At 48.2% G+C, this 26,695-nt stretch carries 25 protein-coding genes and 3 tRNA genes; 17 read left to right on the top strand and 11 right to left on the bottom strand.

Features of this window, described 5'->3' with window-relative positions; all coding sequences use genetic code 11:
- Positions 1-592: 592 nt before the first annotated feature.
- The 3 genes from OXH39_06330 to OXH39_06320 all read right to left on the bottom strand — a co-directional run bounded on the left by OXH39_06330 (position 593) and on the right by OXH39_06320 (position 2,832).
- Positions 593-2,461, bottom strand: coding sequence for a hypothetical protein (locus OXH39_06330; protein ID MCY3550058.1), 1,869 nt, complete (start codon positions 2,459-2,461; stop codon positions 593-595).
- A 138-nt stretch (positions 2,462-2,599) separates the two neighbouring features.
- Positions 2,600-2,673 (bottom strand) — tRNA-Met (locus tag OXH39_06325).
- A 73-nt stretch (positions 2,674-2,746) separates the two neighbouring features.
- Positions 2,747-2,832, bottom strand: a tRNA-Leu gene (locus OXH39_06320).
- A 202-nt stretch (positions 2,833-3,034) separates the two neighbouring features.
- Here OXH39_06320 and OXH39_06315 point away from each other — a divergent pair.
- The 5 genes from OXH39_06315 to OXH39_06295 all read left to right on the top strand — a co-directional run bounded on the left by OXH39_06315 (position 3,035) and on the right by OXH39_06295 (position 7,694).
- Positions 3,035-3,808 (top strand): aldo/keto reductase, encoded by a 774-nt coding sequence (locus tag OXH39_06315; protein ID MCY3550057.1) that lies wholly within the window; start codon positions 3,035-3,037, stop codon positions 3,806-3,808.
- A 165-nt stretch (positions 3,809-3,973) separates the two neighbouring features.
- Positions 3,974-5,257: an LLM class flavin-dependent oxidoreductase gene (locus OXH39_06310; protein ID MCY3550056.1), complete on the top strand. Its 1,284-nt coding sequence runs from the start codon at positions 3,974-3,976 to the stop codon at positions 5,255-5,257.
- Between the two features lie 90 nt (positions 5,258-5,347).
- Complete coding sequence (locus OXH39_06305; protein MCY3550055.1) at positions 5,348-5,488, top strand: hypothetical protein; 141 nt, start codon at positions 5,348-5,350, stop codon at positions 5,486-5,488.
- Between the two features lie 22 nt (positions 5,489-5,510).
- Positions 5,511-6,935, top strand: coding sequence for a sigma-54 dependent transcriptional regulator (locus tag OXH39_06300; protein ID MCY3550054.1), 1,425 nt, complete (start codon positions 5,511-5,513; stop codon positions 6,933-6,935).
- Between the two features lie 42 nt (positions 6,936-6,977).
- Positions 6,978-7,694, top strand: coding sequence for a glycerophosphodiester phosphodiesterase family protein (locus OXH39_06295; protein ID MCY3550053.1), 717 nt, complete (start codon positions 6,978-6,980; stop codon positions 7,692-7,694).
- 44 nt (positions 7,695-7,738) lie between these two features.
- On the opposite strand, the gene OXH39_06290 is transcribed toward OXH39_06295, so the two are convergent.
- From OXH39_06290 to OXH39_06280, 3 genes are all read right to left on the bottom strand, one after another.
- Positions 7,739-7,966 carry a heavy-metal-associated domain-containing protein gene (locus OXH39_06290; GenBank protein ID MCY3550052.1) on the bottom strand — a complete coding sequence of 76 codons (228 nt, stop codon included), beginning with the start codon at positions 7,964-7,966 and terminating at the stop codon, positions 7,739-7,741.
- A gap of 175 nt (positions 7,967-8,141) precedes the next feature.
- On the bottom strand, positions 8,142-9,491 hold the full coding sequence (locus OXH39_06285) for a hypothetical protein (GenBank protein ID MCY3550051.1): 1,350 nt from the start codon (positions 9,489-9,491) through the stop codon (positions 8,142-8,144).
- An 11-nt stretch (positions 9,492-9,502) separates the two neighbouring features.
- Positions 9,503-10,765 (bottom strand): glutamate-5-semialdehyde dehydrogenase, encoded by a 1,263-nt coding sequence (locus OXH39_06280; protein ID MCY3550050.1) that lies wholly within the window; start codon positions 10,763-10,765, stop codon positions 9,503-9,505.
- Between the two features lie 249 nt (positions 10,766-11,014).
- Here OXH39_06280 and OXH39_06275 point away from each other — a divergent pair, with 249 nt between their 5' ends.
- From OXH39_06275 to OXH39_06230, 10 genes are all read left to right on the top strand, one after another.
- Entirely contained in the window at positions 11,015-12,142 is a 1,128-nt protein-coding gene (locus tag OXH39_06275; protein ID MCY3550049.1) for a transposase, read from the top strand.
- A 191-nt stretch (positions 12,143-12,333) separates the two neighbouring features.
- The gene (locus OXH39_06270; protein ID MCY3550048.1) at positions 12,334-13,413 is read left to right on the top strand and encodes a mandelate racemase/muconate lactonizing enzyme family protein; all 1,080 of its coding nucleotides are present in this window, start codon (positions 12,334-12,336) and stop codon (positions 13,411-13,413) included.
- Positions 13,414-13,425: 12 nt separating this feature from the next.
- Positions 13,426-14,232, top strand: a complete 807-nt coding sequence (locus OXH39_06265; protein ID MCY3550047.1) for a DUF547 domain-containing protein — start codon at positions 13,426-13,428, stop codon at positions 14,230-14,232.
- 132 nt (positions 14,233-14,364) lie between these two features.
- Positions 14,365-15,399, top strand: coding sequence for a Gfo/Idh/MocA family oxidoreductase (locus OXH39_06260; protein ID MCY3550046.1), 1,035 nt, complete (start codon positions 14,365-14,367; stop codon positions 15,397-15,399).
- Between the two features lie 12 nt (positions 15,400-15,411).
- The gene (locus tag OXH39_06255; GenBank protein MCY3550045.1) at positions 15,412-15,591 is read left to right on the top strand and encodes a hypothetical protein; all 180 of its coding nucleotides are present in this window, start codon (positions 15,412-15,414) and stop codon (positions 15,589-15,591) included.
- A gap of 27 nt (positions 15,592-15,618) precedes the next feature.
- Positions 15,619-16,731: a terpene cyclase/mutase family protein gene (locus OXH39_06250; GenBank protein ID MCY3550044.1), complete on the top strand. Its 1,113-nt coding sequence runs from the start codon at positions 15,619-15,621 to the stop codon at positions 16,729-16,731.
- Between the two features lie 94 nt (positions 16,732-16,825).
- Positions 16,826-17,650 (top strand): carbon-nitrogen hydrolase family protein, encoded by an 825-nt coding sequence (locus OXH39_06245; GenBank protein ID MCY3550043.1) that lies wholly within the window; start codon positions 16,826-16,828, stop codon positions 17,648-17,650.
- Positions 17,651-17,954: 304 nt separating this feature from the next.
- Positions 17,955-18,854, top strand: coding sequence for a DUF58 domain-containing protein (locus OXH39_06240; protein MCY3550042.1), 900 nt, complete (start codon positions 17,955-17,957; stop codon positions 18,852-18,854).
- A gap of 19 nt (positions 18,855-18,873) precedes the next feature.
- Positions 18,874-19,425 (top strand): O-acetyl-ADP-ribose deacetylase, encoded by a 552-nt coding sequence (locus OXH39_06235; protein ID MCY3550041.1) that lies wholly within the window; start codon positions 18,874-18,876, stop codon positions 19,423-19,425.
- 40 nt (positions 19,426-19,465) lie between these two features.
- Positions 19,466-20,644: an MFS transporter gene (locus tag OXH39_06230; protein MCY3550040.1), complete on the top strand. Its 1,179-nt coding sequence runs from the start codon at positions 19,466-19,468 to the stop codon at positions 20,642-20,644.
- A gap of 64 nt (positions 20,645-20,708) precedes the next feature.
- Here OXH39_06230 and OXH39_06225 read toward each other — a convergent pair whose 3' ends face one another.
- Both OXH39_06225 and OXH39_06220 read right to left on the bottom strand, forming a co-directional pair.
- A complete protein-coding gene (locus tag OXH39_06225; protein ID MCY3550039.1) occupies positions 20,709-20,870 on the bottom strand; it encodes a hypothetical protein in 162 nt (53 codons plus the stop codon).
- Between the two features lie 88 nt (positions 20,871-20,958).
- Positions 20,959-21,043: transfer RNA gene (locus OXH39_06220), tRNA-Leu, on the bottom strand.
- A 558-nt stretch (positions 21,044-21,601) separates the two neighbouring features.
- On the opposite strand from OXH39_06220, the gene OXH39_06215 reads away from it, so the two are divergent.
- A complete protein-coding gene (locus tag OXH39_06215; protein ID MCY3550038.1) occupies positions 21,602-22,348 on the top strand; it encodes a LamG domain-containing protein in 747 nt (248 codons plus the stop codon).
- A gap of 59 nt (positions 22,349-22,407) precedes the next feature.
- The gene (locus OXH39_06210; protein MCY3550037.1) at positions 22,408-22,899 is read left to right on the top strand and encodes a gamma-glutamylcyclotransferase; all 492 of its coding nucleotides are present in this window, start codon (positions 22,408-22,410) and stop codon (positions 22,897-22,899) included.
- 10 nt (positions 22,900-22,909) lie between these two features.
- Here OXH39_06210 and OXH39_06205 read toward each other — a convergent pair whose 3' ends face one another.
- The 3 genes from OXH39_06205 to OXH39_06195 all read right to left on the bottom strand — a co-directional run.
- Positions 22,910-24,640 (bottom strand): arylsulfatase, encoded by a 1,731-nt coding sequence (locus OXH39_06205; GenBank protein ID MCY3550036.1) that lies wholly within the window; start codon positions 24,638-24,640, stop codon positions 22,910-22,912.
- Positions 24,641-24,722: 82 nt separating this feature from the next.
- Positions 24,723-25,910 (bottom strand): pyridoxal phosphate-dependent aminotransferase, encoded by a 1,188-nt coding sequence (locus OXH39_06200; GenBank protein MCY3550035.1) that lies wholly within the window; start codon positions 25,908-25,910, stop codon positions 24,723-24,725.
- Between the two features lie 194 nt (positions 25,911-26,104).
- On the bottom strand, positions 26,105-26,695 hold a 591-nt coding region (locus OXH39_06195; protein ID MCY3550034.1), incomplete at its 5' end, for a hypothetical protein.

The raw sequence follows: 26,695 nt of genomic DNA, 5'->3' as shown, positions 1-26,695 counted from the left end.
CACACACATTAAAACTGTCTTTCGATAGAATATTAATGATTTATGAAACACCCTCATTTAAATCAAAGCCTAAGAGATGTAGAAGAATGGAATATCGCCGCCATCACCAAAAGGGGGAATGAACTCGCGGAGAAAGCCGGCGAAATTTGGATTTATCCTAATAACTAACACGGGAAAATAGCAATGTTCAGAAGATCGTTTTTTCTGTATTTTTAATACTAAAGATCCGAGAGAGGTGTGCCCCAAATGACGTAACTTTAGGAGCGCGGACGACAAAATTACCCTAACATTACTAAACTTTGGACAATTTTAAACAATACACATTTCGCCCGGCTAGGGCTTGGATCTTAGGGCGGTATGGCGTTTCTATAGAAATTTCGCCCCGCTGGGGCTGCGCATCGGTGCATCCGAATTTATTTTTCTCTAGGTTGGATTGGCGTGAGGAATGTTGAGAAAAATCAGAAACGCTTTGAAAACAAGTCATGCACCTCACAGAAATTGTCCAAACTGTAGAAACATTAACAAATTACAATGCGCTTGTTTTATACTGGACCAATATGAGACAATCCGGTTAGGTATCATGTTGGATATACTAAAAATAAGGGGTCATATCCCACAAATAGATAAGCCCATCAAACCCACCGCTCGCAAGCAGGCGACTATCCGGTGAAAAGGCAAGAGATTCAACGTCGCTTTTATGCCCTGACAACTCACCGATAAGCTCCCGAGTTTCTACATCCCAGATCTGAATTTGCTGCTCCGGCCACGTTCCGCCGATAACGAGTTGGCTGCCGTCGGGTGAAAACGCGAAGGACTCAAAGCTGACCGTATCAAGCGTAGCCATGGGTTGCCACGTCTTTGTACACCACAAAGTAACACTTTTGGTTGTACCTGTCGCGAGGCACCTTCCATCAGGCGAAAACGCGGTTCCTCTGACTATCCAAGAACTTTCAAGTGTAGCAATATTTTCCCCTGTAGCAACTTCCCATACCCTTGCAGTTCTGTCAACCGGGCTACCGCCAGCAGAAAAAATGAAAGTTGTACCATCTGCGTGTGTTTGCGTTTCCCAGTTTTCACCACCCCCACTGACCAAGAGGGTTCCATCAGGTGAGAACGCGAGGGATACGATGCCCCCTATATGCCCCGATAGGGTTTGAAAGCATTGCTGCGTCTCTACATGCCAAAGTTTGACCGTTTTATCCCTGTCACCCGTCGCTAAAAACGTCCCATCCGGTGACATCGCGACGGTATCAACAAGCCCGCCATGCGTGAAACTGGCGCGCTTTTCCTCATCCCATAATTCAACGGTATCATATTGTGGGTAAGGGGTACAACTCACCCCAAGGCAATGCCCCGCTGTAGAAAATACAAGGGTCCGCGCCGCTCCACTAACTTCGTCAAACTCCTTGATTTTTTCACCAGTGTTGACATCCCACAATATAAGCGAATTGCCTGCCATTTTAAGTTCTGCAAGGTGTTTTCCATCCGGTGAAAATCGAACCCTTCGGCCCCAGCCATCTTCATCATGATCTATAGATAGGTTTCTGTTTATTTTTCGCCACTTCTCCGCGTGAATAGCACGCGGTATCAGGATGCCATCTGCAACACACAACACGCTGACGGTGTCGTCCTCATGGTATGTTGCCATGGACGTACCATCCGGAGAAAACGCAACAGCATCAATCTGTTTTTCATGGGTAACACACCAAAGTTGCTCTCCAGTCTCAACGTCCCAGAGTGCTGAGGAATAATCCATATACTGACCGGCGGTCGCAAAATGCTTTCCATCTGGAGAAAAAGCGATGTTCCCTATGCCACCTCTGTTGAAAGTCTCAACATGCCCTGAGTCGAATGTCACAGATTTCTCTTGTTTTTCATGTGTGAAAGTCCAGCGGATTTCTTCTGTGTCAATATCCCAGAGTGTCGCCGTCGCGTCGCTGCTACTGGTCGCTAAAAGCGTACCATCTGGCGAGAAAACTGTTGAAGTCACTGAGCCTTGATGCGTAATGGTAAAACAGGCGGTTCCGGTCTCAACATCCCAGAGTGTTGCCGTCGCGTCCCTACTGCTGATAGCGATAAATTTACCATTGGGAGAAAATGTAATTGAAGTCACGTAATCTTTATGGGTGTAGGTGACAAGGGCTGTCTCAGTATTGATATCCCATAGTGTTGTTTTACCGTCCCAATCTCCGGCAGCGATTCGGGTGCCATCAGGCGAAAAAACAACTTTTGAAAGGAGTCCGGTCCCTTCAACAGCCATTAACGACACGAAGTCTTTGGTGTGGGCATCATAGAGCCATACACCAAGGCGGGATGCTACAGCGGTCAGATTTTCGTCTGGTGATACAGCGACATCAGATATACCGCCTCTTTCAAGTCGGGCAACTGCCCCGGGCGGTAAACAGACAGTATTCTCTCGCGGATAATTAGCCGCAAAAATTTCGGATAACTTATCGGACATGACCATAAAACCTCCGAGTGCAGCAGCACAGAAAAGCAGGGTCGGATATGGAATCTACAAAGGGAAAAATGCCTCAGTTGTGGGGTTTCCTGAATCTAACTGTGTTTTTTCTGAAAAACACGAAAGCGTTCAAGAAGATTGCAGGGGGGGGATTTGAACCCCCGTCCTCCGGGTTATGAGCCCGACGAGCTACCTGGCTGCTCTACCCTGCGGCAAGTTTTTAACTACGGACCTTCTGTTCAGTTTCGCCTATGTTAGGCTGCCTTTGGACGAGGTCCTAAATCATGGTCGAGGAGGGACTTGAACCCTCACACCTTTTTACAGGCGACGGATTTTAAGTCCGTTGTGTCTACCGATTCCACCACTCGACCGCGAGTGTTATTAATAGTATACACCATCTCTATGGGTTTGTCAACTTTTTTTGACTTTTTTGAGAAAAAGCTGCTAACGCCGCTGTGCTTATATGGAATTGTATAATATCTTCGCAACAGGGTCAAAAGGTAATCGTGGAATCAGCGGAATCTTCTCTTACCACTTGACTTTTTTTTCGGAATCATATATTATGAATGTATTATGAAAAACATCAAACTTGCATCAGGACATGAAACGCCTATATTCGGTTTAGGAACCTGGCAGCTAAAAGGCAGGCAGTGCGAGCGTATCGTTAAAGAAGCCATCGCTTTAGGCTATACGCATATTGACACGGCATGGATGTACCAAAACCAGCGCGAGATTGGGAAGGCACTCCGCGATACCGACATTGATCGTGAGGAGGTGTTCCTCACCACTAAAATCTGGCACACCCATCTCAAGTATGCCGAGGTCCTCGCCCAATTTGAGGAATGCCTCAGCGATTTGCAAATGGATTACGTTGATCTATTATTGATTCACCATCCGAGCGGCTCTGTTCCGGTCACTGAAACTTTTGATGCATTCCAAAAGCTTTACGACGCGGGTCAGGTGAAAAGCATCGGCATCAGTAACTTTAGCATTGCTCAGGTTGAAGAAGCGTGTGAGGTCTCTGAACTCCCGATTTGCACGAATCAGGTGGAGTACCATGTACGCAGAAACCGATCGGATTTGCGAGACTATTGCCACGCGCGCGATATAGTGATGACAGCGCACCGCCCTTTGGCTGTCGGAAATCTTGCCAACGATACAGTTCTGCGTAGCATCGGAGAAGCACACGGAAAGACTGCAGCGCAAGTTGCATTACGGTGGTTAGTCCAGCAGAACATCATCACAATTCCAAAATCGGGTTCCGTACCGCATTTACGCGAAAATTTAGATGTTTTCGAGTGGCAATTGACCGATGAAGAAATGCAAACACTCGATACCGTAACGTAGTAGCAGATAGAGTGATTTCAGGGCACTTGTAGCATAATCTGTTAGGTTGTGCGTTTTCATGGATTTTCTTCAGGATCGTAGCTCGTAATGAAATGGAGAGCGGATTCGATAAAAGGACGTTAAATTTCAGATTCACGTTATTTAACCGCAAGGTAAAATTAAAAGATGAAATTTGGGCTGTTTTATGAACATCAGATTCCACGCCCATGGCAGGACGGTGCAGAACATAAACTCTTTCAAGATGCGTTAGTGCAGGTAGAACTGGCTGACACACTCGGATTTGACTATATCTGGGAAGTTGAACACCATTTCCTTGAGGAGTATTCACACTCATCAGCACCGGAGGTATTTCTCGCAGCGTGTAGCCAGCGGACAACACAAATTCGGTTAGGACATGGGATCGTGCTGATGCCTCCAGCATACAATCACCCGGCGCGCGTCGCTGAACGCATTGCCACACTCGACTTGGTCTCAAATGGACGTGTGGAATGGGGAACGGGAGAATCTGCCTCACATATAGAACTTGGTGGATTTAACGTTGACCCGAAATGTAAACGCGAGATGTGGGCAGAATGCACACGTGAAACGGCGAAAATGATGATACAATCGCCTTATTCAGGCTATAATGGACAGTACTTTTCGATGCCACCCCGTAACGTCGTGCCAAAACCACTGCAGACACCACATCCACCACCGTGGGTAGCGTGTTCCAGCCGCGACAGTCTTCGATATGCTGCCAAATATGGACTCGGTGCATTAACCTTCGCATTCGTCGATGCGGAGGAAGCGAAATTCTGGGTAGAAGAGTATTATGAAATTTTTGAGAAGGAGTGTGAACCCCTGACGCAGCGGGTGAATCCGAACATCGCCATGGTGTCAGGGTTTTCATGTCATAATAATGAAGAAACTGCCGTTGCCCGCGGTTTAGACGGTTTACGCTTTTTCCGATTTGCGCTCGCGCATTACTATCATAATGGCTCGCAAATACCAGGGGAAACGGATATTTGGCAGCTTTATAGACAAACAACACAGGATCCAGCTGAAGGTAGAGCAGGTATTGGCACACCAGACCAGGTCCGTGAACACTTAGAGATAATGGAAGATGCTGGCGTGGACCAAGTCGTCTTCATTCAACAGGCGGGCGAGAACCGTCATGAGGATATCTGTGAATCGTTGGAACTGTTTGCTGAACGAGTACTCCCAGATTTCAAAGCGCGAGACGCAGCACACGTTGCTAAAAAAAATGAGCGACTCGCTGAAGCAACGCAAAGAGCGGAAGGACAAAAACCGGCTTTGACATCCCTCAGTGAAGTTCCAATCGTGGATTCTTATCCGGTTCTCAAGCGGAAATTAGAGGAAAAAGCGGAAGAAGCCAACAACGAAATGAGCGATGACGGTAAAAATTTTCTATTATCAATAGAAGGTGGAAAGCGAACTCTTAATAATTGAATCCGGTCCCTGTTCTATTACATTTTACGGGTGGGCTTAGCTGCCTCTGTGGAGCAGAAGTAAGATGTTTCTTCGGAAACGCTAATTGCCATGAAACACAGGTTACCCCACGCTTTAGCGTATGGGTACTATGACCTGCTCATCATTTACAAAAGGTTAGACTTAACCAAAGACCATCGCGAAGCAGATCGCTTATGGGCGAGTACGCCGCAAAACGTAGTGGAGCGATGAGAAGAAGCACATAATTAAAAAGATGAAAAATGTATTGGTAATTGACGACGACGAAAAAATCTGTTGGGCATTCGAGCAATTCCTGGAGAGCGAAGGCTATCGTCCGAGCATTGCGAATAATGCTGAAGAAGGCTTGCGTCGCATTGCAGCTGATAAGCCGGATGTCGTCTTGCTTGATGTGAAATTACCGGGGATGAGTGGTCTGGAAGCGTTAGGCGAAATTAAAGCCAACCATCCGTGGGTAATTGTGGTTATCATCACGGCTTATGACGATGTGGAAACGACAATAGAAGCAATGCGCCTGCAAGCGTTCGATTTCGTCCCGAAACCGATTGATCTGGATATTGTCAAGAGCGTATTAGAGCGCGCCTTTCGTACACAATCCGTCCGTAGCACTTTGCCTGTGGAAGCAGCAGATGAATCGCCAACAGAGCAGAGCGGGCACCGGTTGGTTGGAAAGAGCAGCCAGATGCGCGAAATCTACAAACTCATCGGTATCATGGCAAGCAATACGATGACTGTTCTGATTGAAGGTGAAACGGGGACGGGTAAAGATCTGGTTGCACGCGCAATTCACACAGGCAGTACCCGGAAGGATGCCCCATTCGTTCCGGTCGATTGCGGTGCCCTACCAGATGAACTCTTGGAGAGCGAGCTATTTGGCTATGAAGCCGGAGCGTTCACAGATGCGAAGAAAGAAGGGAAACCCGGACGATTTGAGTTGGCTAACGGTGGTACGCTTTTCCTTGATGAAGTCGGTAATATGACACCAACATCACAGATGAAATTGCTCCGCGCTTTGCAAACACAAGAAATTGAGCGATTGGGCGGAACCCGGCAGCTTAAAGTGGATGTCCGAGTTATCGCTGCCACGAATCAGGAACTTGGCGAAATGGTGAAGCGAGGGCAGTTTCGCGAGGATCTTTACTACCGTTTCAAACGTATAGCACTCCATCTTCCCCCATTACGGGAGCGTCAAGAGGATATTCCGTTACTCGTTACACATTTCTTGCAACTCATACAGGAAGAACTCGGTAAACCGATCCGCGGCATCTCTGAGGAAGGAATGAAATTGCTGCAAGACTACTCATGGCCCGGCAACGTCCGGGAGTTGGAGAACTGCATCCGAAGCGCAGCGACGCTCTGCCGTGCAGACGTGGTTCTTCCGGACGACCTACCGCCAGAGATCCGAACAGGTCAGCAGATTGATCCTACCGGCACTTCATACTTGGAAACCTCTCTCAAATCCGTTTTACAAGACATTACAAAAGAGGCTATCACACAAGAAAGACGGGGACTTTACGAAGAAGTTGTCGCGTTGTTGGATAAGGCACTCATTGAACTGGTGTTAGATGAATTTTCGGGCAATCACAGCAAGACAGCGGAACTGCTTGGGATGAGTCGGACTACACTCATAAAGAAGATTAAACAGAGCAATAATGAATAACAGGCAGGAGCGACCTCCCGATTGCCATAGGAGATGAAAATCATGCATCCATGGATTCGGATTGCACACCGTGGAGCATCGGGAACTGCTCCAGAGAATACGGTATCAGCTTTTAAAAAAGCCCTTGAAATCGGTGTAGATGCCGTAGAACTCGATCTGCACGGGACTGCCGACGGTGAGGCCGTCGTGATACACGATTCCACCTTGGACCGAACGACTAACCTCCGCGGAAGCGTCAACCAAGCCACCTTAGAAACGATTAAGCGTGCGGATGCTGGAGAATGGTTTGATGCTGAATTTGCAGGTGAACCGGTACCGACGCTTGAAGAGGCATTAGAATGCATCGCAAGGGAGACAATTGCTGTCCTGGAAATCAAAGATCCACTGATAGCCGAAGCAGTTGTCGCAAAAATTCATAAGACAGATACGTTAGATCTCGCCGTTGTTATTTCCTTTCACACCACGGTCTTACAAACTATCCGTGCATTAGAACCCCGTATCCCAATAGGATGGCTCATTGGGAATCACAATAAACATCTGTCTCCTATTCATCTGTGCCAGCAATTAGGGGAGCTCGGTAGCAGCCTGCTAAACGTCAATCATCAACTGATTACAGCGGAATTCGCTTATGAAGTTCAACGCCGTGGGGTTGCCTTGTGGTCTTGGACTGTAGATGACCTTACTCGCATGCGCGAAATGAAGGAATTCGGTGTCCAAGGTATCACCTCAAATTATCCAGAACGTTTCGCTCAAATTTAGTACCCGTTGGGCAAGCCTCGCGCCTTTGACTTTTCTGTTTAATCTTAACGATAAAGATCCGGTTTTCCCACTGCTTCAAAACCTATTTTCGATATGACCTTCATGACGTTGGCAGTCGTGATGCGTAAGGGATCAAAATGCACAACTGCCTCGCCTTTGCGCGGGTCCATCTCCGCACGCTGAATGCCTTCAAGCTCCGTCAAGGCATCTATCCCCGTTTTGACGCAATGTTGACAAGACCTATCATTAATTTTTAATTTTATTTTTTCCATAATAGTATTCCTTATAAAACCCAACACCTGCATACTAAACGATTCGTCCAGATGTTGGGTTTCATTTGTGGTGTTGAAATGTAGATGGGATTACTCGTATGCGCAGAATGAGGACGCTTCGTGTGAGAGGTCTTACGTCAGATTATCTGGAAGATGATGCCAAAGTTCAGCCCATTCAGCTCCGCTGCCAAAACGCAATCGCAATATACGCAAAAATCGGATAAGACAACAACGCTGTTGACCACGCGATGCCCTCTAACCCCCAATACCGCATGAAAATCCAATTGAGAAACGGATTGAGGATAAGTCTGATAAGAGTCGCCATGAAAACGGTTCTGTGTGCTTGACGTGCGAGATGTGCGCGAATTAGCAGCCTGCTGATTAAACGTGGGAGCATTCCTAACAAATAGATGCCGAGCAGCGAAGCAATATGGAACTGTCCCGCCTCAGACAATTCGCCGTGTCCATACAATAACGCGACGATGTCCGTACGGAAAAGGTAGAAACCTATCAGGAACGGCACCATCAGCACCAGTAGGGCTATAATGCTCTGCCAGACGCTTCGCTGTAACTGAGTCCCATTGGCAGCTGAATTGTTTTCAGATTGCGAATCGGTTGAGGATATTTTTGCCCAGTGCGAAAGTAGGACGGGGAGCGTTACACCCGTAAGTGTTTCAGGGATTGCACAGAGACGGAGGGCATAATCCAGTTTTGAGACGGAACTTGCCCCTAACGTGCTCGCCATACTTCTATCAACAACAGGGTTTAGTCCGTCGGAGATTGCCGCACCCATCATAAGGAAGCATTGTCTTAGAAACTGTATTGTGTATGCAGTCGGTTGCCAATTGAATCTTAGGTGACGCACGGGTAGATTAAGAATAACACAGCATCGCCGAAACAACACAACCACTTGGAAGAGTTCACCAATGATTAGCGCAAGCGGAATGCTAAACCAAATCATAGACGGCTTGCATAAGTAGATAATGCCAATGACAAGGACAGCGCGGATCCCTTGCACAATGACCGGCAGATGAAATGCTTGATAGGTGTCTAAAATCGCCTTGAGCATCCAGCGGATTGCAGCGATAATAGTGAAGCAGAGGAATCCACAGACAATACCGATTGCGGCAACTAATGTAAGCCCTGCATTTGACAAAAACAACTGAGAGATTGCCCACGAAATGGCAACGAGAAAGCAGCAAAGCACGGGCATTACCACGATATAGCGAGAAAAAATTGATAGGACACAGCGTTGCGCCTCAATTTCGCTTTTCGCACGGGCTTCAGCTAACAAGGGGACGAGCACAGAGTAGGCGGAGGCAGCACTGAGCAGCTCGATAAGGAATATGGCGATGCCCCAGTAATAGTAAATAAAATCCATCTCCGCCGGATCGCCAAACCAATTGGCGAGTACAACGTAGATGAGAAACGTCCCCGCACGTCCAATCAGGCTGAGAGGTGTGATAATAAGTACATTTTTGAGGATAGAAGGTTCTGTTTGGGAGGCGTTATTCGGATAGAGCAACGATCATGCCTTTACTCACGCACCTGACCGTCTCCATAGACGACATATTTGTAAGTCGTCAATCCTTCAAGTCCCATTGGACCGCGGGAATGGAGTTTCTGCGTGCTAATGCCGACCTCGGCACCCAATCCAAACTCATAACCGTCGGTAAAGACAGTACTGGCGTTGACATAGACTGCCGCCGAATCCACCTCTTTGAGAAAACGCTGCGATGCGCTATAACTTTCGGTGATAATCGCGTCTGAGTGGTGCGAACCATAAGTTTCTATGTGTTCAATCGCCGCGTCTATATCGTCCACCACGCGAATGGATAGGATATAGTCGAGGTATTCTGTGCGCCAATCTTCTTCGGTAGCTGGTTTTGCAGCGGGATAAATCTGTTGTGTCCGTTCACATCCGCGGATTTCAACATCCGCGCCCTGCAACTTATCACAGAAAGTAGGAAGAAATTTCTCAGCAGCATCGCTGTGGACAAGGAGTGTCTCTACAGCGTTGCAGACCGCGACCTTGTAGCCAACCTTCGCATTCATGCAAATCCTATTTGCCATATCAAGGTCAGCGGCTTCGTCAACATAGATATGACAAATGCCGTCGGCATGTCCGAGAACTGGGACATCAGATTCTTTCATCAACTTCTGAACGAATTCGTTACTCCCACGTGGAATAACGAGATCAACGTATTCTGGTAGACGGATGAGTTCGTAAACCGCTTGTCGGTCGGTCGTGTTAACGAACTGGATGGCATCTGGAACGCCTTCTGCGGCGGCAGTGTTACTAAGGATATCCGCGAGCGTCGCGTTGGAGATAATGGCTTCGGAGCCGCCCCGGAGGATAACCCCATTTCCAGATTTGATGCAGAGTGCTGATACTTCCACGGTCACATCAGGTCGTGACTCGTAAACGACACCGACAACACCAATAGGCACGCGGACTGTGCCGATTTTAAGTCCATTCGGTCGCTCGCCCATGCTGATCACCGCGCCAATCGGATCGGGAAGTGCAGCGACTTGGCGGAGATTGTCTACCATCCGTTCTATTTTTTTATCATCTAACAACAGGCGTTGCATGAGAGGTGCGGGGACTCCAGTCTTTTCGCCATTTTCGAGATCAATGCGATTTGCTGCCTGAATTTCATCTTTGGAATTCTGTAGACTCTCAGCCATCGCTAAGAGGGCATGATTTCGGACATCGGCGGAGCTTCGCGATAAAATCCGCATCGCCGATTTCGCCTTTCGTGCCTGTGATTGGATCAGTTTTTGAATGTTTCCGTTCATAGTATTCCTTATAAAAGACCACGTTATGGATAAATTATTAGATGGAAATAGGATTAGTATTATAGCATGTCGCTTAGAAAATTTTCAAGGTAGTTTATAGTGGTCACTTACCCCCATTTTTTTCTGAAGGTTTGTAGTGAAAGGTTTTTGTTGTTAAAAGTGTGAGCAACTGAGTAGGTTTATGATAAAATACCTCCTTACAGCAACCGTTTGTAAACGGAGTTGACAAAACATGTAAGGAGGTATTTTATGAAAAAGAGATACCCGAAACGGGTAAATCCACAAACCATGATAACACGTTTTCAAGAGATATTCAAGTCTGTTGGTCTGAAAAAACCGAGTTTCCGTAATCTGCTGTTCGTCTTGATTGCAATCAGTGTTGCGCAAACGTTTCGGATCAATGAGATTGCGTCGCGCTTGCCTGTCGTTGTTGTCCGGGAGAAGTCGAAACAGAAAAGATTTCTGCGTTTCCTTGAAACGCCGTTGCCTATTGATGCGCTCAAGGCAGCTTGGTTTGTGTCGGTTGTCAGTTGGTGTTGCAAGGCAGGCAACGATCATCTGTATTTGCTCGTTGATGAGACGAAACTCATTGCTGGATGGAAGGCACTTGTGGTTGCGATCCCGTTTCGGCATCGTGCGATCCCTGTGTTTTGGTTCATCTATAACGATCAGCAGATCCGCGATGGTATCTATAAAAGTCATAATGAGATCATCCAATACTTCTGTGAGTTTGTGTATCAAGAGGCTTTAGGGGTGGTATCGAAGCATCAGCAACGTCCTGTTCTGGTGTTTGACCGTGGTTTTGCGCGTGCGCGACACGTCATCAAGTTTCTCAAGGGGCGGGATATCGTGTTCGTGATGCGTGTTCCGAGGCATGTTGGTATTACGCTTGCCGGTAGTCCGAAGAAACTTGATGACTTAGAAGATGGCTGGTATCCGCACATCCTTTATCAGACGCACGAGCAGATACCCCTCCAACTTTATATCATCAGAGACGAGGCGTTTAAAGACCCGATGTATCTGATCTCAGATCACCTCTCTGGGCATCAGATACATCACTGCTACAAACGCCGCATGCAGATTGAACACGGTTTCCGAGATATAAAGTCCCGCTTCGGATTTGGAAAACTCATCTTGAAAAAACCGACACAAGAACGTCTTGAGGTCCTTTGGGTGGCTGCCTGTTTGGCCTATGGATTGCTTTTTATCTGTTATGAAAAAGTTGCCTCTACACATTGGCAGAAGGCATATAACAGTAATAATAGAAAAACTTTTTCTGTTATTACTGTTATCAAACGCGTTCTCACGGATTTATGGAACCAGCATTTTCTTATTTCCTTTTTCACCCACAGACACAGTAGAGGCGATCCATTCTGACTTTACAGATGATGACTGCTTTTCTCACATACAAACCTAACAATATCAACGACAGACTACTCTACAAAAAAAATGGGGGTAAGTGACCTTAATGAGTTATTTTCCTGCAAAAAATGTATAGATTATGATAGAATAGAAATAATAGCGAAGAGACATTACAGTTTAAAATCACACCGACAAACACTGAAACTATGAAAATCACCGACGTTAAAACCTACAATCTACGCTATCCTCTCGTTGAACCCTTTGCGAATTCGCGCGGTTGGACGAGCACTCGATCTGCCGTCGTTGTTGAGATCAGCACGGATGCCGGAATTACCGGTTGGGGCGAGGGTGTCAGCCTTCCATCCGCCGCAGCAATCGAAACACATCTGATTGGACAGTCGCCATTTGAAACAGAGCGGATATGGGAAGCAATGCGCGGGAATATCGGTGCCTTGAGCGGTATCGACATCGCCCTGTGGGACATCATGGGCAAGGCACTAGATATGCCGATCTATCAACTGCTCGGTGGCGCGTTCCGAATGAAGATCCCCGCCTACGCGAGCGGACTTTTCAAAAAAGACAAACCCGACATAACCCAAACATTGATGGATGAGGCGAAAGGGTATGTTGATGCCGGGTTCCCCGCAGTCAAGATGAAGATCGGTTTCGGCGAGGCTTACGATGTGGAGAACGTCGCTGCAGTCCGACGCGCCATCGGAGATGAAACCCTTTTCGCTGTCGATGCGAATTGTGGCTACGATGTCGGAACAGCGATCGACGTTGGACAGAAACTTTTGGATTACGACCTCTTCTGGTATGAGGAACCGATCACCAGTGACGATGTCGCAGGCTATCGGGAGATTCGGCACGCACTGAAGGTGAGAATCGCTGGCGGCGAGATATTGATGGGACGTTGGGCATTCCGCGACCTCCTCCAGCAACGTGGGTTGGATATTGTGCAACCGGATCTGAGCATCGCAGGCGGTTTCACGGAATGTCGGAAGATCGCTGCCATGGCGAGCGCCAACTATGTTCGAGTATTGCCGCACATGTGGGGTGGTAGCATCCGCCTCGCTGCGACGCTGCACTGGCAAGCCACACTCCCGGATGCACCACAAGCACTCAATCCGATCCCCTCGCTTTTGGAGTTTGATATGACCGAGAATCGTCTCCGTACGGCGTTGGCGCGGCAACCGATAAATGCCGTTGATGGATATGTTGACGTTCCGCAGGCACCCGGATTGGGAATTGAGATTGACCGAGACGTGTTGGAACAGTATGCATGAGGGCATCACTGAATGAAGAATCGAATCCTAATTGTATGCCTCTTGCTTTTATCTGTGTGCGGTGTGCTCTTCCTCTATCATTTCCGAGTTGAGGTGGATTTACGCACCTCACAACCGACAGGTGATGTCCCATTTTCCCACGATCTATTTGATCAGGTTTTGCAGGAGCATGTTGATGAAAGGCAACAAGTCGATTATGCAAAATTGAAGGCCAACCCTGAAAAATTGGAGGCGTATCTGGACCTACTGGCTGTTGCGGACCCTGCGGCATTGTCCTATAATGCACAGTTGGCGTTTTGGGTTAACGCCTACAATGCACTTGTCGTCAAAGGTGTCATTGACCACTATCCCATAATGAGTGTCCGGAAGGTTAAACTTTTCAACGGATTTTTCTCTCGGCTGAAGTTTCAAGTTGCCGGTAAAACTTATACGCTCAATGAAATTGAACACGACATCATCCGCACGGAGTTTGTGGATCCCCGGGTTCACTTCGTACTTGTGTGTGCGTCAAGCAGCTGCCCGCCTTTGTGGAACCGTGTTTATACTGCCGAGACGATTGAGGAGCGTCTTGAGACCGCAACGCTCAATTTTATTCAGGATCCTGAACAGGTTCGGATTGACCGCGCGGAACGGCGTGTCTACCTCTCGAAAATTTTCAAGTGGTATAAAGATGATTTTAAAGAGGGCTACGAGGGTGTAGCGGATTTCCTCAGCGATTATCTGCCGCCTGAAGACGCAGAATTTCTGGCATCGACGGATGTTAAGTTCCGCTACTTGGACTACGATTGGACGCTGAACGATCAAAAAAACAACCGTTGAGAATCGGGGTTGAAAACCCTTCCTACAAACAGAAAAATAAAAAGTTGCGAAGTGTACGAAAGTCTATAAAGTTGGAAAGTTGTTGTAACTTTAGTACACTTTCAAACTTTCTTTTAAGGAGAATTTCTGTTTATGATAAATACCGCCGTTATCGGCTACGGTTATGCTGGACGCGCTTTTCATTCCTATCTTGTCGGCTTGGCAGATGGATTGAATCTTTACGCCATCGCGACACGAGATACCGAACGGCGTGAAGCAGCACGCGCGGCATATCCAAATGTACAGATCTACCAAACAATTGATGAAGTCATCGCGGATGAGGCGGTTGACCTCGTCGTGTTAGCTACACCACACGACACGCACGCCGAACTCTCCATCAAAGCGATGGATGCAGGGAAGCACGTCGTGACGGACAAAATCATGGCGATGAATACCGACGAAGCGGACGCGATGATTGCGGCAAGTCAACGGAACGATGTCCTGCTCAGCGTCTTTCACAATCGTAGATGGGATTGGGATTATAACACGGTTAGAAAGATTATTGACGACGGTTTGCTCGGAACGCCTTACCTCTTCCAAGTCGCGATTATGCGATACGGCGCGCCGGGCGGTTGGCGTGGGGTTAAACGTCAGAGTGGCGGTATCCTTTACGATTGGCCCGCACACTTCGTCGATCAGGCGTTACAACTCGTGACCGCACCTGTTGAATCTGTGTTCTGTGACGTTCATTACAATTCAAGATGGGACACAGATATCGGTAACTACGCCAACCTCATCATTAAGTTTGAAAACGATGTCCGGTATCAGATTGAGATTGGTAACCTTTCCAAAGCGGAGAAACCGCGTTGGTATATCGTCGGGGACCTGGGCGGCTTAATCAAGTCCGGCTTGGACCCACAGGAGGGCCCGATGCGGGAGGGTAATATTGATGCCGCACAACAGGATCCTGAAAACTATGCCAGAGTTTGGACCGAGGCGGGTGGTGAGGATAGGGAACTCGTCGTCGAAAGCATCCAGACGACGTGGAAGTCTTACTATCAGAACATCGCCGATGTGCTGAACAAAGGCGAGGAATTGGTCGTCAAACCTGAAGAGATTCGCAAAGTCATGCAGGTCTATGACGCGGCGATGCAGTCTGCGGATAGTGGAGAGACGGTGCGGATATAGAAGGGTTCCTAAATGAAAAGACAAAACATTTCAATTGTTCAGATTATGGACAATAGCGTTCATTTTTTGACACAATTGCTCCTTGAATTCCGAGAATTAGCGCAAAAACAGACTTTCAGCGTTGGCATTGTATTTGCTATTATAAATACTAATCCAAGGGTGTGGGGTAGGAACAAGACCTACCCCTACTAATAGACGACTTGTCGGGAGGGAGAAAAAATGAAAATGAAAACGCAGCGTGGATTTATATTGATACTGTTCCTTATGTTTGCTGTTGTGCAGAACGGTATAACAGCGAATCATGAAACAGACGCATCCGAATACCACGAATTAAACGAGCAGGTTATCGCAAGCATTGACAAGGGATTAGAGTGGCTGAAAGGACAGCAAGCCGAAGACGGGTTATTCGCCAATCATCCAGGCATAACGGCACTTGTGCTCACCGCTTTTTTGCGGCATCCAGAGAACAAATACACGGAGGCAGAGCATCCGTTTATCCAAAAGGGACTTCAGCGGTTAGTTGCGCTGCAACAGTCGAACGGTGGCATCTACGATGTTGATATGCAGCCTGCCCTGCCGAATTACAATACCTCCATCGCGGTGATGGCACTTTCTTCAACCGGTAATCCTGAGTATGCCTCTATCATTGAAAAGGCGCAAGGTTTCTTGAAGAACCTACAAGTCTTAGACGAAGAGAGCGTCTATCACGGCGGAATCGGCTACGGCAGCCGTCAAGAGGTGAAAGACTTGTCCAATCTGAACATTGCCATCCAAGCACTCAAAGAGAGCGGTTCCGACGACCAAGAGGTGTGGGACAAGGCGATTAAGTTTCTGGAACGCACGCAGAATCGGAGTGAAAGCAACGATCAGTCGTGGTCAGGCAACGATGGCGGTTTCATCTATTCGCCTGATGGTGAAAGCAAAGCCGGTACGGATGCTGCAGGCAGCCCGCGTTCCTATGCCAGTATGACTTACGCCGGGTTGTTGAGTTTCATCTACGCGAATGTTGATAAGGACGATGAACGCGTGCAAGCGGCTTTCAGGTGGATAAAAGAGCATTTCACACTTGAAGAAAACTACGGCATGGGCGCGCAAGGGTTATATTATCACTATCACACAATGGCGAAGGCATTGCGACTTTATGGGGATTCAACCTTTGTAGACTCGAAGGGTATTACACATGATTGGTACCGAGAGTTCGCAGAAAAAATGATCGAGTTGCAGAAGCCCGATGGGTTTTGGGTAAATGAGCAAAGTCGCTGGATGGAAGCAGATCCGAGACTCGTGACCGCTTATGTAATTCTCGGTCTCGATACCGCTTACCCGAAATAGACGATCTATCTTACAATATCTTTTACACTCCCGCGGGCGGGGTTCTCTAACCTTGCCAGCGGGAATAAGGGCTTTCGGAGCATGTAGGTGAAACATGTACCAGTCAGTCAAAGTCTCCGCAATTTCGCTCAAACCTATCAAATGGGATAAAGCCTCCAACGCTGAAAAATTGGAGGCTTTCTTCGTTGAAGCCGCCAAAGATAACCCACAGTTGATTTTGGCGACCGAGGGTGTTTTGGAAGGCTACGTCGTTATGGATGTCATTGAAGGCAGAGCCACATCAGAGGCGATGCTCGACATCGCAGAACCGCTTGATGGCGCGTATATCCATCGATTCCGTCGGCTTGCCCGACAACTCAAGACGTGCCTCTGTTTCGGTTTCGCTGAACGGTGTGGCACCTCCGCTGTCTACAATTCCGCTGTATTTATTGATACCAATGGCGAGATATGCGGCACGTATCATAAAACACAGTTTGCGGAAGGTACGCATCCATCGTGGAACTTCAATTGCATCGGCGAGACGATTCGCGCGTTTGATACCCCTTTCGGACGCGCTGGTATCTTAATCTGCAATGACCGGTGGAATCCACTGATTGCACGGACGCTGGTTTTGGACGGCGCGCGATTCCTTCTGATTCCCTCCTACGGCTCAAAGGGTAAGGCACAGAATCAGACGGTGCTCGCCAGAGCGCGTGAAAACGGCGTGCCGATTGTGGAAGCAAACGTCGGCATGAATCTCATCATCAACAAAGGTGAGATTGTCGCATACAAATGGGGCAACGACCAGATTAGCACGGCGGACATTGAGATTCCTTCCCTTCCTTCAACCGCAGCGGCGCGCCGATCAGAGCAGGAATACTTGCAGGCTCAGGGTCCTGAGATGGAAGCCCGCTACCGGAAGACGATCGACCGTTTGTGATGACGTTGACAGGCTTTGTCGTTTGCAGCTGAGCAATTCATATTGTGTAAACCTATTTCCGATAATTGTGTCAAACATTTTATTGAAGTCTATAGTAAAACCTGAAAATAAAAGGGCACTTTGGAAAACACAAAACACCTCACCACCGCTGGCGAGGTTTGTAACCTCGCCTTTCTACAATGTCTAATTAATTGTAGGTTTTACTATAAAACGGATTTAGGGATCCAATGAAGTCGCTAGCAGAGCTCGCTCCTACAAGAAGAAGCTGCCTCGTTCTGTCGTACAACACACCCCTATACAGATAATGCTGACACCACAATTCCTCAAACAACTTGAACCCTTCTACATCCGTGCGAAACGCGCATTCCGAAGTCGATTCAAAGGTGAGCGGCGCAGTCCGAACCGTGGTGTAGGAATGGAATTTGCCGATTATCGTGTCTATGAACCCGGTGACGACCTGCGGCATGTCGATTGGAACATTTATGCACGCTTGGGTAGACTCTTTATTAAGCTCTTCCATGCTGACGAGGGGCTGCCACTCGTCCTACTCGTTGACAATAGTCAGTCTATGGAATTTGGCTCGCCGACCAAGTTAGTGTGTGCCAAACAGATTACCGCAGCGTTGGGTTATATCGCGTTAGGGCATGCTGACAGTGTCGCAATCTACACTTGCGCTGAACGGCTTTCTGCGGTGCTACCACCAGCATCAGGAACATTGCAATTCTCTCGTCTCACAAACTCGCTTACGGCAATCGAAGCAAACGGACAAACGCGACTGACGGAGTGTCTTAAGCAGCTGCCGATGTATCAACGGCACCCTTGCACGGTCGTCATTCTTTCCGATTTTTTGGATCCGGGTGGCTACGAACAGGGTTTCAAATTGCTCACAGGACGCGGCTTCTCGCCCTTCGCGATTCATCTGGTGAGTCTGGAGGAGATAACCCCACAGGCATACTTAGAAAGCGGGACGGTGGGAAGAGACTGGCTGGTAGAAGATGCCGAGACGGGTGAAACAAAAGCCATTACAATTAATGCCGAGACGCTCGCGCAATATCAGAATCAACAGCAGACATTTTGCAACACCTTGCAACGCTTCTGTACCAACCAAGGAATTGGCTACGCGCAACTCAAAAGCGATATGCCGATAGAACCTTTCATTTTACAGGAGCTGCACAAGGCGGGTTTTGTTCAGAGAAATCGATGAAAGATAAGGAGATCATCGAATGCAAACACAAATTGCAGAAACGAATCTGGAACTCATACAGGGCGATATAACCAAAGCACAAGTCGATGCTATCGTGAACGCTGCGAACAGTGCACTTGTCGGTGGTGGCGGTGTAGACGGCGCAATCCGTCGCGCGGGTGGTGATGCAATTGAGCAAGCCTGTGCGGAAATTCGTTCGCGTGAAGGCGGTTGTCCTACCGGAAAAGCGGTTATTACACCGGGCGGCAATCTTCACGCGAAATATGTGATTCACACGGTGGGACCTGTTTGGGAGGGTGGCGATTCGGGTGAAGCGGAATTGCTTGCGAGTTGTTATCAGGAGAGTCTCCAACTTGCTGCGGAAAATGGTGTTCAGAGTATTGCTTTTCCTTCTATTAGTACCGGTATCTATGGATACCCAACAGAGAAGGCAGCAGTCGTCGCACTGACTGCGGTGAAAGAACTTATGCTCCAGAACAACACTGTGCCAACAACTATTCAGTTCGTCCTATTTGACGAGGCTACCCATACGTGCTATCTGGACGCTTTGCTCACTGTTTTTGGAAAATAAGGCGTGCTAAAAAACTATCCATGTTGAAAGTTATCCAAAGTTGAATAACCCCAAATTTAGCCGAGTTTCGTTGATTCTACCCATCTACATTCCAGCATTTTTGCTGGCGACAGGCGGAGGCATTGTCTCACCAACGCTTTCGATTTATGTCAAATCGTTTGAGTTATCCTATACCTTGACGACGGTTGTCCTCGCTGTTGGTGTTTTAGGCAATATCCCGGCAGGCGTTTTGGTGGAACGGCTCGGTCGCAAATCGTCAATGTTGCTCGGTTTGGTGATGATAGGGTTGTCAACTGTGGGGATGGGTACAGCCACAAATTTCTTCCAACTCATCGGTGCCCAATTGGTGGGCGGTGTCGGAAACGCATTATGGATGCTCGCCCGGCACGCGTATATGACAGATGTTATTCCGATCGGGAATCGCGGAAGAGCGATTGCGTTGTTCGGTGGCGTAAATCGGATGGGCACCTTCGCGGGACAGTTCTGTGCCATCTTCCTCGGCGTGAACCTACGGCTCCCTTTTTTCATCTACACCGCCGTTGTCGCGTTGAATTTTATCCTCTGTTTTTTCTTTATTCCAAAGACGCGTCGTCCCACAACTGAAACCACCGAGAAGAAACCCCCTTATCTAAAACATCTTCTTGAAATCTCGCGTCAGCATGCGCGACTGCTCGCGACTGCGGGCGTGGGACAGGTGTGCGTCCAGACGCTGCGCCGCGGATGTAATATCATTATTCCGCTCTATGGCGACGAGGTTGTCGGACTAACAACGCAACAGGTTCGCACGGTCGTTATGGTTTCCTCAGCAATAGATATGTCAATGTTTCCAATTGCGGGACATACAATGGATCGGTTCGGTCGGAGATATGCGACGGTGCCGGGGGTTTGCATTTTTGCCACAGGGATGGTGTTGATGCCCTTTACAGGAACATTTACGACGTTATTGCTGACGGCAATTTTCATGCGGATGGGTAACGGTATCGCTTCGGGGACGATGATGACCCTCGGCGCGGATTTGGCACCCCACGAAGGGACTGGTGAGTTCTTAGGTCTGTGGCGACTTACGGGAGATTTCGGGGGTTCCGCGGGTCCGGTTATTGTTGGCAATCTTGCCGATCTATTCGGATTGAGTTATTCCGGCTTCGCATTGGGGGGCATCGGTTATCTCGCGGTGAGCATTTTCTTATGGTTGGTACCAGAAACATTGCAAAGAGAATGACAATTTCTATCTTCTGTCTATAGGCAAGAAAATGCCCCACACGAACGAAAATGAACACCTTTGGTTAAGACTTGTTCTTTTTCGCCTCTTCTAAAAGCCGTTCTGCCTGTTCGGCACGTTGTTCTGCCCGTTCGGCGCGCTGTCTCTCTTGTTCGGCACGCTGTCTCTCTTGTTCGGCACGCTGTCTTTCCTGATCTGCAATTCGTTTGGCATCTAAATAATACATAACACGCTCCAATCCTTTACAAAAAACGATAGTAATTATTGTTAATAAGACGGTGAAAGCGGCGAGGTACGTTACGTTTGTGATCGGATGCCGGGAAAGGGACTCGAACCCTTACGCGCATAATGCACACTAGACCCTGAACCTAGCCTGTCTACCAATTTCAGCATCCCGGCAAGCAATTATAGTATATCCTAATCTCGATTCTTTGTCAAATTAAATTGGCGGGTTTGGTTCCTCTGTAGAAGCGACCTCCCCGTCGCGATATCTCGGTAATTTTTCCAATCCAAGGTAACAAATGTAGATTGGGTTGAGCGGTAAGAGGTAAAAATCCTTCTCGTCTACACGTAGGGTTCCATTTTTCAATACCTTGTTGGTATAGACCCAGCGAAACCCAACAATCTAAGTGCCATAGGTGTGAGAATGCGTTGGGTTTCACTTGCCTTTCAGCGGTTTTAGGTTTCTTGATGAAGTTTGAAAATCATTTTCTATGGGCGATTTTTAGTACGTTCACGTTCAACCCAACCTACGCGCTGGAAAAGGGCGAGGTTAGGAAACATCGCCTACCAAGGTCAGGATCCCTGCGTGTGATGAATCGCACGACTACAAACGGACTCACAGTTTGAAAATCGGATTAAACTTGTAATGCGCTTGATAAGTCTAATGCAATTAACATACCGATCACATTTCTGTGGTCATAACACTCCGTATAGCGAAAAAGGAGCGTAAACCTCATGAGAATAAAGATATTTGTCTGCGCGATGCTCGCGTTAGGTCTCATCGTCGGTTATAGCCACGCCGAAATTGATCCGGATAGGATCGTCGGTATTTGGTTATTGGACGAAGGCAAGGGCGATGTCGCCGAAGACGCGTCCGAGAATGGACGTAAAGGCACGATTACGAACTCGAAATGGGAGAAAGGGAAGGTCGATGGTGCTCTTGAAATTAAAAAGGGTGGGACAGTCACCATTCCGCTCGGTAAAGGCATCATCGAGGATAAAGTGACCTTCATCCTGTGGATAAATTTTACCGACATCGCAGGTCAGCAGAACTATTTCTCGATATGGGATCAGAGTAACAACCGCTATGTGCCTTACAAAGAAGGACCAAACACCCTTCGCAGTTGGACGAACACTTGGAATGTTACCAGTGGCGTGACTGTTAAGGCGGGAACATGGTATCACGTCGCCAATGTCTACGATGGAGAAACCTGTAAAATCTACGTCAACGGTGAAGAGAAAGTCTCACAAAAGGTGCCGAAGTTCCAACTCCAAGATCAGGATCAGACGGCATGGCTTGCTACGGATAAAGGTGTAGGTTTCCTCTCCGCCACTATTATGGACGAGGTCGGTCTCTTCAACGACGGACTCACCGAAGATGAAGTTCAAGGTATTATGAATGACGGTATCATGTTTACCGCTTTTGCTGTTGAACCGTCAGGTAAACTTCCTGTGCTGTGGGGAAGATTGAAATCGCAGTAGCAATTTTTTAACGTCCCTCTGTTTGGCAGGGGGACCTCACCTCGCAAGAAAACAAGTCTATGAGATACTTTGCTTACGGCTCCAACATGAACCTCTCACAGATGCAGCAAAGGTGTCCGGGTGTCGCTGATATAGGAAAGTTTCGGCTTGAGGGTTTCCGCCTTGTTTTTAAATACCACGCCGATATTATCCGTGCGGAAGGGTGTACAGTCCACGGTGGGCTTTGGAGAATTACAGAGGACCACGAAGAGGCACTTGATACCTACGAAGGCTACCCCGACTACTACGGCAAGTATTACCAAGACGATGTCATGTTTTACAGAATGAGAGAGGAGTATGTGAAGGATTTTGAGGCACCTTCAAAGTGGTATCTGAAAACCATCATTCAGGGATACCGTGATTTTGGCTTGACGCAGGAAGAATTTGAAGAGAGCCTCGGTGTCCAACAACTTGGCTTGACGCAAAAAGACCTTGAAGAGCACCTCGGCGTGTCAACAGATGAACTCGCCCGCCTATTTTCCCGCGTCGCAACCTCTCCTGTCTATGAGTAAGCCACGTTTCTCAAATCACCCGTTTCGCATACACGTAATACGCTCCAATTGCTAATTCCCCGGTTTCGTCGGAGAACTCGGTATGCATGCGCGTCTGACCGGCGGTGAGGTTAAACGTAAACGTTACGCCTTTCGCATCTGGTGGAATCGCTTTTGTCGAAGTCTGGTCCCCAATGCGGATTTTCGCTGCTGTTAATGCCAGAGCCTTACCACCGTTGTAGAGATCAATGTGTTCACCGGGAATGCCATCTGTGATCGCTCTGTCCTCGGCAAGGGGCCACCGACGCAACTCGAAGCTGTACGCCCCGTCTTCAGGCACCTCAATCGCCCAATAGCCGTTACATTCCATGCCTCGACGGATCATCCCCTGATTCCATGCGTGTGCTTCCCCGTGCCAGTCATGTGTCGTGATGCATGTAACAGGTTCGTTCTGTGTCCCGATGACAATCGGACAGTCCTCATCAAACCGCTCCGAAACCAGTTTCCACCACGCTTCATAATGCTCACGGAGTTCCGAAACGACTTCTGGGTGTTCATCGGCGACATCGTGCTGTTGCCCGGGATCCGCCTGTATATCGTAGAGTTCGGTGCCGTTGATGAGCCGCCACCGTTGGGACATCGTCGCACTGTCTTTCCACTTAATCGGATTTTCAACGCGCTGCGAATCGGTGACGATAACCCGTTCCTCCCACGCTTCCGTTTCGTTTCTCAGCAACGGTGCGATGCTGGTGCCGTGGAAGTGCGCATTTGAGGAAACTTCAAGATCGCAGAGGTCTATCAGCGTCGGGAGTAGATCAATGTTCGCAGTGAGTTCATGCACTTCGTGTTTTTCAGTGAAGCCACCGCCGGGCCAATGCATGAACAGCGGCACGCGATGCCCGCCTTCATACGGCGACCCTTTTTTACCGCGCATCCCCGCATTGTAACCCGCCCTAACGAACTGCTGCGCATCCAAGTCACATCCAGCCGCGGATCCGTTGTCGGTCATGAAGATAAGGATAGTGTTTTCCTCAAGCCCCAAAACCCGGAGATGGTGCCGCATCCGTGCCATATTGTCGTCGATATTGGTTATCATACCCCAGAAATTCGCACGGTCACCTTCTACACCCTTCCGTCTGTAAACCTCACCGTAAGCATCCGGAACACGGAACGGACCGTGCGGCGCGTTAGTGGAGAGATAACAGAAGAATGGGCGGTTCTCACCCTTTTCAGCCTGCCTCTCAATAAACGCCATCGCTTCTTGGAACCAGACATCGGTGCAGTAGCCATCAAAAGGTTGTTCCGAACCGTTGCGGAAATAGGTGTCGTCGAAATAGTCGTTGCCCCAATAGTCCGGTGTTTGACTGATACCACCGCCGCCGTGGTAGAGTGCTTCGTCGAAGCCTCTGTCGTGTGGACGGAAGGGATAGTTGTCACCGAGATGCCATTTCCCGAACATACCCGTCTTATAGCCGTTGCGCCGGAAGATATCTGCCATCGTAACTTCGTCGCTGCGAAGGAGTGAGCGTCCGCCGATGGTATGCCACACGCCGGTGGAGTTGCAATAGTGCCCTGTCATAATCCCCGCTCGTGTCGGTGAACAGGTGGGACCGACGTGTAGATTCTGTAGTTGCACGCTTTCTGCTGCGAGTGCATCCAAATTGGGTGTGTTGATAACGGGGTTTCCGGTGCATCCTAAATCGCCGTATCCTTGGTCGTCCGTGATGACGAAGACGAGATTTGGGGTCGTCTGTTCTGCCACGATAATATCTCCTGCCTATTGGGGCTATTACTTGTAGAAATAGCGTTTCCGCTGTGCCCATCCGATCCTCAAGGCGTTAACCTTACTTTAACGCCTCTTTAATCCGATCTAAGCCTCGATTAATCTCCGTCAACGATGTGGCGAAGGAGAGACGCAAATGATTGTCGGCACCGAAACCATCACCCGGCACAACACCGACACCTGCTGAATTGAGCAGATAATCAGTTATATCCATTGAGTTCTCAATCTTTTGTCCGTCGATTGTTCTGCCGTAGTGTTCAGAAAAATCGGGAAAGATGTAGAACGCGCCCTGCGGTCTGGCATAACTAATCCCATCAATATCGTCAAAACGCTGACAGATCACATCTCGGCGTTCCTCAAACGCTTTCCGCATCTCTTCAACGGCATCCTGCGGTTCGTTCAATGCGACAACGGCGGCTTTCTGGGCAATGGATGTCGGGTTTGAGGTGCTGTGCGATTGGATACGCGACATTGCTGAGATCACATCTTCGGGACCGGCGGTATACCCAATCCGCCATCCTGTCATCGAGTAGGCTTTAGAAACACCGTTGACAACAAAGGTAATCGCTTTCGTCTCCTCGTTGAACGAAGCCGGACTCTGATGTGTCGCACCGTCGTAGAGGAGTGCCTCATAAATTTCATCCGAGATGAGGTAGATTTGGTGTTTGACGGCGAGATCAGCGATTGCCTTGAGTGTTTCCAAGTCATAGGTTGTGCCGGTCGGGTTGCTCGGACTGTTGACGAGAATCGCCTTCGTCTTTGCGGTTATCGCTGCTTCGACCTGATCGGGTGCCATGCAGAAGTTTTGTGCTGGCGTTGTCTCAATGACGCGCGGCACTGCCCCTGCGAGTTTGATCTGTTCTGGATAACTCACCCAATACGGTGCGGCGAAAATGACTTCATCGCCCGGATCGCAGATCGCTTGAAAGATGTTATAGATGGTATGCTTAGCACCGCAGGAGACGATGACCTCCGATGCGCTGTAACTTAACCCATTGTCCCGTTTGAACTTCTCGGTGATTGCCTCCCGGAGTTCCGGTGTGCCGGGAACAGGGGTATATTTCGTGAACCCCGCATTGAGTGCGGCGATTGCAGCGTCTTTGATATAATCGGGTGTGTCAAAATCGGGTTCGCCTGCACCGAATTTGACGACATCTACGCCATCAGCGATCAGCGCGTTGATTTTCGCGGTGATCGCCAAAGTGGACGATGGCGTTACATTTTGACTCCGTTCTGATAATGAAATCATTCGTTCTCCTTATGTTTTTAGTATAGGGGTAATTGATGGAATTACATTCTGCTTCATAAACTTCTCGTGTAGCTTATCGGGGGATTCACGTATTCAAAGCACGAATAGTAGTCTTGCTTTTGACTATCTATTACCGAATTATCACAAGGTTATTTTGTTAAGCATACTCAACATTGCACGAAAATTTGATTCACTTACGGTAAACGCAGAAAAATTTGATGTCCAATTTTCGCTTCAATCTTAGATTTTTCTGTTTTCAATTCGTCAATTTCTAATTGAATCTGTACATAAGCCGGACACACCTCATTTTCTTCAAACGAAAGCTGCTGTCCTGCATGCCCGGTTTCCTCTTCCAGTTCGGATTTTACTTCTTTTAACCGACTAATTTCCTTTATAAGTTTGCCGCGAATACATTTTCGCTTCCGAAAGCCTCGCACGAGTTGTCTGCGATTTTTTTCAATCTGCGACGCTTGTTGTTCCGAGCTCGCTGCTTTTAACTGATTAACCACTACTCTAAGTTGTTCAAAAATAGAATCTTTTTCTTGCGAAACTTGAGCGAGTTGTTGTCTCTTCTGATTGGTCTCTACTTTGTTTCGTTCATAAGCAGCGTGCCTTTCCTGATCTTGCCGAGCCAGTTGTTGCTTCGACTTGATTTCTAACTCTAATTTGTCTAACCGCTCAAGTTCCTCTCGAATTTGTTCATAAATAGATTCTTGGGCAAATGCTGCTTCTAGTAGTCTGTCACATTTATATTGCTGGATATAATTTGTTGAGTTTGATGCGTG

This window comes from Candidatus Poribacteria bacterium (assembly GCA_026702755.1).
Taxonomy (GTDB): Bacteria; Poribacteria; WGA-4E; order WGA-4E; family WGA-3G; genus WGA-3G.
Note: the sequence above shows the minus strand (reverse complement) of the source record. Positions and strands in the feature narration are given on the sequence as shown.